The 10,805-nt window shown below is 73.4% G+C and carries 8 protein-coding genes; all 8 read left to right on the top strand.

The genetic code is table 11. The annotated features are described in order from the left end of the window. Window positions 1-621 (top strand): DUF2690 domain-containing protein (locus ACFRAV_RS27015; protein WP_382559020.1); only part of this gene is annotated, 621 nt, incomplete at its 5' end. A 395-nt stretch (window positions 622-1,016) separates the two neighbouring features. Beyond that, window positions 1,017-2,006, top strand: coding sequence for a malate dehydrogenase (locus ACFRAV_RS27010; protein ID WP_382559018.1), 990 nt, complete (start codon window positions 1,017-1,019; stop codon window positions 2,004-2,006). Between the two features lie 206 nt (window positions 2,007-2,212). After that, on the top strand, window positions 2,213-4,099 hold the full coding sequence (locus ACFRAV_RS27005; protein WP_382559016.1) for a hypothetical protein: 1,887 nt from the start codon (window positions 2,213-2,215) through the stop codon (window positions 4,097-4,099). Continuing rightward, window positions 4,089-4,454, top strand: a complete 366-nt coding sequence (locus ACFRAV_RS27000; protein ID WP_382559014.1) for a hypothetical protein — start codon at window positions 4,089-4,091, stop codon at window positions 4,452-4,454. Before ACFRAV_RS27005 ends, ACFRAV_RS27000 begins: the two co-directional genes overlap by 11 nt. 419 nt (window positions 4,455-4,873) lie before the next feature. Then, complete coding sequence (locus tag ACFRAV_RS26995; RefSeq protein ID WP_382559012.1) at window positions 4,874-5,584, top strand: hypothetical protein; 711 nt, start codon at window positions 4,874-4,876, stop codon at window positions 5,582-5,584. 236 nt (window positions 5,585-5,820) lie between these two features. Then, window positions 5,821-7,194, top strand: coding sequence for a thioester domain-containing protein (locus tag ACFRAV_RS26990; protein WP_382559010.1), 1,374 nt, complete (start codon window positions 5,821-5,823; stop codon window positions 7,192-7,194). 334 nt (window positions 7,195-7,528) lie between these two features. Beyond that, the gene (locus tag ACFRAV_RS26985) at window positions 7,529-9,061 is read left to right on the top strand and encodes an aldehyde dehydrogenase family protein (RefSeq protein ID WP_382559008.1); all 1,533 of its coding nucleotides are present in this window, start codon (window positions 7,529-7,531) and stop codon (window positions 9,059-9,061) included. A gap of 96 nt (window positions 9,062-9,157) precedes the next feature. After that, entirely contained in the window at window positions 9,158-10,723 is a 1,566-nt protein-coding gene (locus ACFRAV_RS26980; RefSeq protein WP_382559006.1) for a GMC family oxidoreductase, read from the top strand. Window positions 10,724-10,805: the final 82 nt, after the last annotated feature.

Here is a 10,805-nt window from a genome sequence, read left to right as displayed (position 1 = left end):
GCAGCCCCGGCCGCCGCGGCAGCCGCCGGCGCCGCCACCCCGGTCGCCGAGGCGCCGCCCCCGCCCCCGCCCACCGCCGGTGCCGGAACCGGCGACGCGGGCGGCCTCCGGGCCGCCCCCGGGCGGGCGAACCGCGCGGTGACCTTCCTGGCCGGGACGGTCGGCGCGCTGCTGATCGTCGGGGCGGCGGTCTTCCTCACCCAGGCCGACCCCGAGGACGAGGCCAGGGCGGCCGACCACGGGAGCTCGTCCGCCCCGGCCGGCGGGGAGGCGTCGCTGCCCGACGGGGTGCGGTGTCAGGGTGCGGGATGCGCGGGTGAGGACCCCGAGGCCATGGGCTGCGGCGGGCAGCGTGCGACGACCGGCCGGAGCATCACCGTGGGCGCCGCCGTGCTGGAGGTGCGGTTCAGCGAGGTGTGCGGCGCGGCCTGGGCCCGCGTCACGGGCGCCGCGACGGGGGACACCGTGACGATCGGCGCCGAGGGAGCCCGCGCCGGGGAGCGGAGGACGGAGGTCGGCCAGGACCCGGACGCGTACACGCCGATGGTGGCGGTGCGGCGCGCGCAGGACGCGAAGGCCTGCATCACCCCCGTCAAGGGGCGTACCGCGTGCACGGGTTGACCCGTTCGGCTCACGTCGACGCGCCGCGCGCATAACCCCGTGCGGAGGGGGAAGGCAAGCCAGATCCCCCCACGGGATGCGTGCCCGGCGAGGCGGCGCCTCGCGGATCGCCCTCGCGCCGGGCACGTACGGCCCGTGGTCCGCCCGCGCGGAGCACCGCACCGCCGGACGGCCTGTGGTCCGGGCCACAGTCACCCGTACATAACGGGGCGGCGGAGGCGCGATAGCCTGACGCCCGGATCTCTTGACGCCAAGAGATCGATCATTTGTATGGTCGATCGATCATCATGGTGGGCAGCCGGGCCGACCGTCCGGGAGCCGCCTCGCGACAGGCGCCGGGGATCCCGCACCCCGGGGCGGACCGCCCCACCGCCTGCTGTCCTACGGAGAACGCCATGACCCGCACTCCCGTGAACGTCACCGTCACCGGCGCGGCCGGCCAGATCGGTTACGCCCTGCTCTTCCGCATCGCCTCCGGCCAGCTGCTCGGCGCGGACGTGCCGGTCAAGCTGCGCCTGCTGGAGATCACCCCCGCGCTCAAGGCCGCCGAGGGCACCGCCATGGAGCTCGACGACTGCGCCTTCCCGCTGCTCCAGGGCATCGAGATCACCGACGACCCGAACGTCGCCTTCGACGGCTCCAACGTCGCCCTGCTGGTCGGCGCCCGCCCGCGCACCAAGGGCATGGAGCGCGGTGACCTCCTCGAGGCCAACGGCGGCATCTTCAAGCCGCAGGGCAAGGCCATCAACGACAACGCGGCCGACGACATCCGCGTCCTGGTGGTCGGCAACCCGGCCAACACCAACGCCCTGATCGCCCAGGCCTCGGCCCCGGACGTCCCGGCCGAGCGCTTCACCGCGATGACCCGCCTGGACCACAACCGCGCGCTGACCCAGCTGGCGAAGAAGACCGGCACCTCGGTCTCCGACATCAAGCGCCTGACCATCTGGGGCAACCACTCCGCCACCCAGTACTCGGACATCTACCACGCCACCATCGGCGGCAAGAGCGCCGTCGAGGTCGTGAACGACGAGAAGTGGCTGTCGGAGGAGTTCATCCCGACCGTCGCCAAGCGCGGCGCCGCGATCATCGAGGCCCGTGGCGCGTCCTCCGCCGCCTCCGCGGCCAACGCCGCCATCGACCACGTCCACACCTGGGTCAACGGCACCGAGGAGGGCAACTGGACCTCCATGGCGATCCCGTCGGACGGCTCCTACGGCGTGCCGGAGGGCCTGATCTCCTCCTTCCCGGTCACCTGCAAGGACGGCAAGTACGAGATCGTCCAGGGCCTGGACATCAACGAGTTCTCCCGCGGCAAGATCGACGCCTCCGTCGCCGAGCTCTCCGAGGAGCGCGAGGCCGTGCGTTCCCTCGGCCTCATCTGAGCCCGAGACACGCGGAGCACTCCCCGACCGCCCCGGCAGCCCTTCACGGGCCGCCGGGGCGGTCGTGCGTTCGGTGACCGGTCCTGATCGTTGCGTGACCTTTCCCGGTTGCACCCGTCACTCCCGTCGCCTAGATTTCACGCCTCAACTGCCGTGCGCTTCAACTACCGCGCGTGGGCAGCGTGTTCGCGTATCGGGGGATCCGCTTGACCGTCCCGTCAGTCCCGCAGCAGCCCACCGGGCCGGGCCTTCCGCAGCCGCCCTCCGGCACGGGCCTTCCGCAGCCGCCTCCCGAACCGGTGACGCCGGTCGCGGTGCCGCCCCACGCGAGCGAGGCGGGACGGCTGCTGTGCGCGGGCGCCTACCTGGACTCCCGCTACCGCGACCGGGTGATCGAGGAGCTGTGGCTCAACGAACAGCGGGTGGCCGCGCCCTCGCTCGGGTTCGACGCCGCCCGGGTGCTGGCACACGCCCTGCGCGCCCGCCGCGTGGAGCTGGCCTGGGCGCTGGGCATCACCGCCCTGTGGGCCCTGGGCATGCTCGTCACCCAGGGCATGCTCGTCGTCTTCCTCGTCCCCAGCGTGCTGCTGGCCCTGGCCGCCCGGCTGCGCGGCGAGGGCCGGACCGCGCCGCTGTACCGGCGGATCCCGGCGTTCTGGATGCGCTGGTGGGGACGGCTGCTGCTGGTCCTGTTCGGCTGGAACACCCTCGGCGCGGCGTTCGGCCTCGGTGAGGAGGACAGCGGGCCGGGCTACGGCGACTCGTACGGGGAGTCCGGTTACGGCGACTCCGACTACGGTTACGGCTCCACGGACGCCCCGGTCGACTTCGACGACGTGGCCGGGTTCCTCACCGGCACCGGCTCGTCGTCCGGCACCGCGACGCAGGCCTGGCTGCTGATCGTCGTCTTCGCCGGCCTCGCGCTGTGCGCGGCGGCCCAGCGCGGCCGGTTCGCGCGCGCGGTGACCAACGAGCTCTCGCCCGCCCGGTTCCCCGACGCGGCCACCGACCCCGCCGAGCTCCCGCAAGGGCCCCGGTTCCAGCGGCTGATGAGCCGCATCCGGCGCGAACAACACCAGAAGCTGGTCATGTACAACGTGGCCCGGCCGTTCTGCGGCGCGGGCACGCCGGTCGACACCTGGATCCTCGCCGTCGAACTGCGCCCGGCCGACCGGACGAGGAAGCCCGCGCCGATCAGCAACCGGGTGGTGCTCGACCGGGTGCGGCCGCTGCTGGAGGAGCTGCGCAGACCGCCGCAGGGCGGGCGTCCCGGCCGGGACCGGCTGCGCGGTCTGGAGGTCGACGAGTGCGTCTTCCTCCCGGCCGAAGGGCTGCGCCACCGGGACGACGCGCCCTACGGCGACGCCTCGCTCGCCGAGCACATCGAGGGATCCGTGGAGGAGGGCGCCGAACGGCGGCGGCACTTCCTGCGGATCCGGGTCGGCGGCTGGGAGGAGGAACTGGTCGTCACCGTCTTCGTGCGGGTGCACACCCAGGGCAAGATCCTCATGCTCGAGGTCGCCCCGCACGTCCTCGCGCCGGTGCGCCAGGACTTCCAGGACGTCGACCGCGCCGCGCACCGGCTGGTGTCGAGCAACCTGTTGGCGAAGGCGGCCTGGGCGGTGGCACGGGTGCCGAGCTCCCTGGTCCGTTCGCTGATCGTCGTGGGCAAGTACCTCGCCGACGGCTGGGCGCTGGCGACCGGGGGCAACGCGGCCGCCCTCGCCGAGGGGCCCGCGCGCTCGGTGCGGGAGCTGGGCGCCGCGGACGACGGTTCGCTGTTCCAGCAGATGGACGCCGCGCGGTACCTGAAGGCCGTGCAGGACCGGGTGGCCCACGGCGTGCGGCAGTCCCTGGCGGACGGCGGCTACCAGACCGACGAGTTCGTCCAGCAGATCGTCAACGTCAGCAACGGGGGCGTGCACATCGACAGCGTCGAGGGCAGCACCTTCGCCGTCGGCGAGCACGCCAGCGCGTCCTCCACCACCTCGGCCGGCGCCCCCGCCTCCACCGGCGCCCCCGCCTCCACCAGCGCCCCCGCCGTCTCCGGCGGGAAGGCGGCGCAGAAGGGATCCCAGGGTCATGAGCAGTGACGAGCCCACCGTCCGGTTCGGCAAGGTCACCAGGAGCACCTTCGCCATCGGCAGCCACGCCCGCGCCGAGTCCCACCACCATGCGGCGGGCCGCGAGGAGGTCCAGGACCAGGAACTCCTGGAGGCGCTGCGGGAGCTGAGGGCCGAGCTGGCCGGCCGGCCCCAGTCGCCGGCGGTCACCGGGATCAACGAGGCCATCGACGAGGCCGAGGACGAGATCACCCGCACCGGCCGGGCCGGTGAGGGCCGACGGGCCCGGCTGCGCGAGCGCCTGGAGTCGGCCGAAGGCATCACCAGCTGGATATCGGCCGCCGCCGCGGTGGCCGCGATGCTGGGGGTGGGCGGGGCGTCATGAGACCCGCAGGGACAGGCGCCGCGCAGCGCTGGAACGAGGACGCGCAACGGTGGGAGTACCCCGGCGACGGCGCGGGCCGGGCGACGGTGTCGTCCCCGCCGCTCCCCTCGCCCCACCCGTCTCCGCCGTCTACGTCGCCCATGCCGACGGCGACGCTGCCGAAGCCGCCCACGTCGCCCACGCCGCCGGCGCCGCTCGCGCCACCGGCCGACGGGAGCTCGCCCGCGCACCCCGCCGCCCCGCCCGTGGCGCCCGGCGCGCCGGGCGCCTTCACGCGGACGTCGCCGCCGACGCCGGCCGCCCCGCCGGAGGCGCCCGGCCCGCCGTTGCCGTTGCCGTCCGCCTTCTCACCGGCCGTCGCCCTGCCGGGTCCGCCCGGTGACGGCGCGCCCCACCCACCCGCTCACGGCATCCCGGGCATGCCCGGCGTCGGCGCGCCGCACGGCGGCCGCCGGCGGATGCTGCGGGTGGCCGTCCCGGTCCTGGTCGTCGGCGCGCTGGCCGGGTCCGCCCTCGGATGGCACCTGGTCCGCGACGACGAGGCCGCCCCTGCCGCCGGGTCCGCGCGGGCGACCGGCGCGGCCGCGGAGCCGGGGAGCACCGACGGCACCACCGCCGCACCCGAACCGGCCGCCACGCCGGAGGAGTCGCCCTCCCCGGCGGCGAGCGGGGCGCCCGACGGCTACCGCCTCGTGGAGGACCCGGCCGGCTTCGCCCTCGCGGTGCCCGAGGACTGGACGCGCGACGAGCGGGACAGCGGCGTCTTCTACACACCGGGGAACGACGGCTCCCTCATCCAGGTCTTCGAGGTGACCGAGGCCGGGATCACGCCGCAGGAGTCGCTGGAGGCCGCCTCGGAGCACCTGGACGCCCAGCCCGGCTACGAGGAGATCTCCCTCGAGGGGACGGGCCGCCCCGAGGGCGCGTCGGAGGCCGTGGGGACGGACGCCGCGGAGCTGGTCTACGCGTACGACAGCGAGGAACTCGGCTTCCGCAAGCAGGTCGTGGACTGTGTCTTCACCGCCGGGGACGGGACGATGTACGCCGTGCTGGTCGCCGGACCGGCCGACGAGTGGCCGGTGCAGCAGGAGCAACTCTCGGTCGCCCTGGCGCACTTCGCGGTGGACTGAACCGGGCCGTACCGTGCGCAACCGGACAACGGGCGGTCACGGCAGGGTTTTTACGTCCCGCAGGAACCACAGGTTCCGACGTGTGATTATCATGTGGCACTCGGCCGCGTTCGCGGCCGCTCACAAGCACCCCCATGTTGCGGGGAGTTGCAGATTTCGCGGGCTGGTGTGCGCCTTCCGTCAGTCTCTCGTTGCCCCGACGCGACGTGACGCCGCCATGCCCGGAGGGGAAACGTATGTTCCGTGTACGGAGACGTGCCACCGCGCGGCTGTCCGCCGCGATCCTCGTCGCCGGCCTGAGTGTCGGCGGCTCCCTGGCCACGGCCGGCCTCGCCGCCGCCGACGGCCAGACCACCGCCGGCGGCACGCTGGCGACGCTGAAGCCCGGCCTCTCGTTCAGCGGTGGCGCCACCATCGACGGCAAGAACGTCAGCGCCGGCCTGTTCACCATGGACGTGCAGGGCGGTGGCACGCTGCAGAGCTACTGCATCGACGCCCACACGCCCACCAAGACCAACGCGCAGTACCAGGAAGTCGCCTGGGCCCAGTCCTCGCTGCACGCCAACCAGGACGCGGGCAAGATCCACTGGATCCTGAAGAACTCCTTCCCGCAGGTCGGTGACGTGGCCGCGCTGGCCAAGTCCGCCGGCATCACGGGCGAGTTCACCAAGAACGACGCCGCCGTCGGCACCCAGGTCGCCATCTGGCGCTTCTCGGACCACGTCAAGGCCGAGGCCAAGGACGCCGAGGCCGAGCAGCTGGCCGACTACCTGGAGAAGGCCGCCCAGTCCCTCCAGGAGCCCGGCGTCTCGCTGTCGCTCAGCTCCAACGCCGTGGCGGGCCAGGCCGGCGACAAGCTCGGCCCGGTCACCGTGGACACCAACGCGGGCAGCGCGGCCGTCAAGGTCGAGGGCGCCGGCGTCAAGGTCGTCGACGCCTCGGGCAACGCGATCACCAGCGCGTCCGACGGCACCGAGCTGTACGTCGACGTCCCGAAGGGCACCGCGGCCGGTACCGCGCAGGTGACCGTCGAGGGCGCCGCGCAGCTCTCGGTCGGCCGCGCCTTCACCGGCGTGGGCGTGAAGACCCAGACGCAGATCCTCGCGGGCTCCACGGAGAACAAGGTCGCGTCCTCCTTCACCGCCTCCTGGGACGACAAGCAGACCGTGGGCGCCGTGCTCGCGGCCGAGGCCGTGAAGAACTGCGCCAAGGGCGGCGTCGACGTCAAGGTCACCAACACCGGTGACGAGGCGGGCGAGGTCTCCATCGGCGGCGAGAAGCACACCGTCGAGGCCGGCAAGGACGTCACCGTCACCGTTCCGGTGAAGGAGGACGCCGAGTACAGCATCGCCGTCACCGGCCCGAACGGTCTCGACCAGACCTTCACCGGTGTCCTGGACTGCCAGACCGCCAGCGAGGGCGGCGGCTCCGCCAGCCCGGAGCCCTCGGCCGCGCCGAGCCCGGCCGGCGACAAGGGCGACTCCGCCGACAGCAACCTGGCCGAGACCGGCAGCAACAGCGCCACCCCGGTGATCGCCGGTGTCGCCGTCGCGCTGGTGGTCGTCGGTGGCGTCACCATGCTGGTGCTGCGCAAGCGCAAGACCGCCTGACCCACGGGTCGGGTGACCCGGCTCCGCCGGGGTGAGCGCAGGTCCTGACCAGCGAGCGTTCACAACGACCACACGAAGGGGCGGTTCCCCGCAACAGGGAACCGCCCCTTTCGCGTGCCCCGGAACGCCCTGTCCGTCCGCCCCGCTGATTGTCATGCTCACCTAAGAAACGCCTCGGGTATGCCCGGAATGCCCACCGGATCCGGTGACTCATTCCACTTTCCCCGGCCGTTTCGCATGCGCCCCCGCCGCCCGGGCAGGCGCAGCCGGTCTCCAGGAGTCACACGGTGGTGACTCGGCGGCATGACATAGCAACGGAAGGCAACAACGCACCATGGACGGCAGAATCGAAGGTCGGGACCAGGAGCGTCGCACCATTCACGCGGGGGGAGAATGGCGGGACGCGGTCACAGGGGCGACCCGGGAAGTCCTCGACCCGGCGGACGGCGAGCCCTTCGCCCAGGTCGCCGAGGGCGACGAGAAGGACGTGGACGTCGCGGTGGAGGCCGCGCGCCGCGCGTTCGACGGCGGACAGGGCGCCTGGCCGCGCACTCCGGCACGTGAGCGCGCCGACGTGCTCCGGCGCACCGCGGACCTGCTGCGGCGCGACCGCGAGGAACTCGGCCGGCTCGAGGCCCGGGACGCGGGCAAGACGCTCGAGGAAGGCCGCGTCGACATCGACTGCGTGGCCGACGCGTTCCGCTGGTTCGCGGACCTGGTCGCCGCCGAGGCCCCCGGCCGGGTGGTCGACGCGGGCAGCGACGAGATCCACAGCGTGGTCGTGCACGAGCCGGTCGGCGTCTGCGCGCTGATCACGCCGTGGAACTACCCGCTGCTCCAGGCCTCCTGGAAGATCGCCCCCGCCCTGGCGGCGGGCAACACCTTCGTGGTCAAGCCCAGCGAGATCACCCCGCTCTCCACCGTCGCGCTGATCCGTCTGCTCACCGAGGCCGGACTGCCCGCCGGGGTCGCCAACATCGTCACCGGCCCCGGCCACACCGTGGGCGCCCGGCTCTCCGAGCACCCGGACGTCGCCCTGGTCTCCTTCACCGGCGGAACGGTCAGCGGGACCAAGGTGGCGCGGGCCGCCGCGGAGACCGCCAAAAAGGTCGCGCTGGAACTCGGCGGCAAGAACCCGAACGTGGTCTTCGCCGACGCCTGCGCCACCGAGGAGGGCTTCGACACAGCCGTCGACCAGGCCCTCAACGCCGCGTTCATCCACAGCGGCCAGGTCTGCTCGGCCGGCGGCCGGCTGATCGTCGAGGAGTCGGTCAAGGAGCGCTTCGTCGCCGAACTGGCCGCCCGCGCCGGACGGATCAGGGTCGGACGCGGCACCGCGGAGGGCGTCGAGACGGGCCCCATGGTCTCCGAGCAGCAGCGCGCGAGGACCGAGGAGTACGTGGCCTCCGCGCTCGCCGAGGGCGCCGTGCTGCGTGCGGGCGGCCGGCGCCCCGAGCCCTCCGAGGAGCGCCCGGAGGGCGGCTACTACTACCTCCCGACCGTCCTCGACGACTGCCACCGCTCGATGCGCGTGGTCCGCGAGGAGGTCTTCGGCCCGGTCCTCACCGTGGAGACCTTCCGCACCGAGGACGAGGCCGTCGCGCTCGCCAACGACACCGAGTACGGGCTGGCCGGCGCCGTCTGGACCGCCCACGCGGGCCGCGCCCGGCGGGTCGCCGGGCGGCTGCGCCACGGCACCGTCTGGATCAACGACTTCCACCCCTACCTGCCGCAGGCGGAGTGGGGCGGCTTCGGCAGGAGCGGCGTCGGCCGCGAACTGGGCACCGCGGGCCTCGCCGAGTACCGCGAGACCAAGCACGTCTACCAGAACCTGGCGCCCCGCCCGGTCCGCTGGTTCGCGGGCTGACCGCTCCCCTTCCCCCGTCACCCCCCCCGGGGCCGACACACCTCGCGTCGGCGTGCCCGGCTTCGTTCACCCGAGTTTCAGGAGGACCTCCTCCCCATGACCACCTCCCGCACCACCCCGCACGATCCCGCCGCACCGCGCCCCACCGAGTACGACTACGTGGTGGTCGGCGGCGGCACCGCCGGTTCGGTGATCGCCGCCCGGCTCACCGAGAACCCCGACGTCACCGTCGCCGTCATCGAGGGCGGGCCCAGCGACCGCGACCGTGAGGACGTGCTGACGCTGCGCCGCTGGATGGGCCTGCTCGGCGGCGACCTCGACTACGACTACCCGACCGTCGAGCAGCCCCGCGGCAACTCCCACATCCGGCACAGCCGCGCCAAGGTGCTCGGCGGCTGCTCCTCGCACAACACGCTGATCTCCTTCAAGCCGCTGCCCTCCGACTGGGACGAGTGGGAGCAGGCCGGCGCCAGGGGGTGGAACGCGGTGGCCATGGAGGCCTACTTCGCCCGCCTGGAGAACAACATCGTCCCGGTCGACGAGAAGGACCGGAACGCCATCGCCCGCGACTTCGTGGACGCCGCGCAGAAGGCGACCGGCGTTCCGCGCGTGGAGGGCTTCAACCGGAAGCCGTTCGCGGACGGCGTCGGCTTCTTCGACCTGGCCTACCACCCGGAGGACAACAAGCGCTCCTCCGCCTCGGTCGCCTACCTCCACCCGGTCATGGACGAGCGGGCCAACCTGCACCTGTGGCTGGAGACCTGGGCCTACCGGCTCCACCTGGAGGGCGACCGCGCCGACGGCGTCCACGTGCGCACCGAGGACGGCGAGGAACACCTGGTGCGGGCGCGCCGTGAGGTCGTGCTGTGCGCCGGCGCGGTCGACACGCCGCGGCTGCTGATGCACTCCGGCATCGGCCCGCGCGAGGACCTGGAGGCGCTGGGCATCCCGGTCGTGCGGGACCTGCCGGGCGTGGGGGAGAACCTCCTCGACCACCCCGAGTCGGTGATCGTGTGGGAGACCGACGGGCCGATCCCGGAGAACTCCGCGATGGACTCCGACGCCGGGCTGTTCGTCCGCCGCGATCCCGAGCACGCGGGCCCGGACCTGATGTTCCACTTCTACCAGGTGCCGTTCACCGACAACCCCGAGCGGCTGGGCTACCGCCGGCCCGAGCACGGCGTGTCGATGACGCCCAACATCCCCAAGCCGCGCAGCCGCGGCCGCCTCTACCTGACCAGCGCCGACCCCGAGGTCAAACCGGCCCTGGACTTCCGGTACTTCACCGACGAGGACGACTACGACGCCCGCACCCTGGTCGACGGCATCAAGCTGGCCCGCGAGATCGCGCGGACCGAGCCGCTGGCCGGCTGGCTGAAGCGCGAGGTCTGCCCGGGCCCGGAGGTCACCTCCGACGAGGACCTGAGCGAGTACGCCCGCAAGGTCGCCCACACCGTCTACCACCCGGCCGGCACCTGCCGGATGGGCGCCGCCGACGACCCCATGGCCGTCGTCGACCCCGAGCTGCGGGTGCGCGGCCTGCGTGGCCTGCGCGTCGCCGACGCCTCGGTCTTCCCGACCATGACCGCCGTCAACCCCATGATCGGCGTCCTCATGGTCGGCGAGAAGGCCGCCGAACTGGTCGGAGGCGGAACCCGATGAACGACCCGGCGAACGACCCGACGAGCGACCCGGCGAACGACCTGACGAACACGGAGCGCATGAACCGCACGGAGCACCCCCA

It is taken from the genome of Streptomyces sp. NPDC056600 (genome assembly GCF_042792855.1).
Classification (GTDB): Bacteria; Actinomycetota; Actinomycetes; order Streptomycetales; family Streptomycetaceae; genus Streptomyces.
This window is presented reverse-complemented; position numbering and strand designations above follow the sequence as displayed.

What these genes read in the sequence shown, in the direction of transcription:
- ACFRAV_RS26990 (WP_382559010.1), top strand. Translation starts at nt 5,821, where the DNA reads ATGTTCCGTGTACGGAGACGTGCCACCGCGCGGCTGTCCGCCGCGATC.
- ACFRAV_RS27010 (WP_382559018.1), top strand. Translation starts at nt 1,017, where the DNA reads ATGACCCGCACTCCCGTGAACGTCACCGTCACCGGCGCGGCCGGCCAG.
- ACFRAV_RS26985 (WP_382559008.1), top strand. Translation starts at nt 7,529, where the DNA reads ATGGACGGCAGAATCGAAGGTCGGGACCAGGAGCGTCGCACCATTCAC.
- ACFRAV_RS26980 (WP_382559006.1), top strand. Translation starts at nt 9,158, where the DNA reads ATGACCACCTCCCGCACCACCCCGCACGATCCCGCCGCACCGCGCCCC.
- ACFRAV_RS27000 (WP_382559014.1), top strand. Translation starts at nt 4,089, where the DNA reads ATGAGCAGTGACGAGCCCACCGTCCGGTTCGGCAAGGTCACCAGGAGC.
- ACFRAV_RS26995 (WP_382559012.1), top strand. Translation starts at nt 4,874, where the DNA reads ATGCCCGGCGTCGGCGCGCCGCACGGCGGCCGCCGGCGGATGCTGCGG.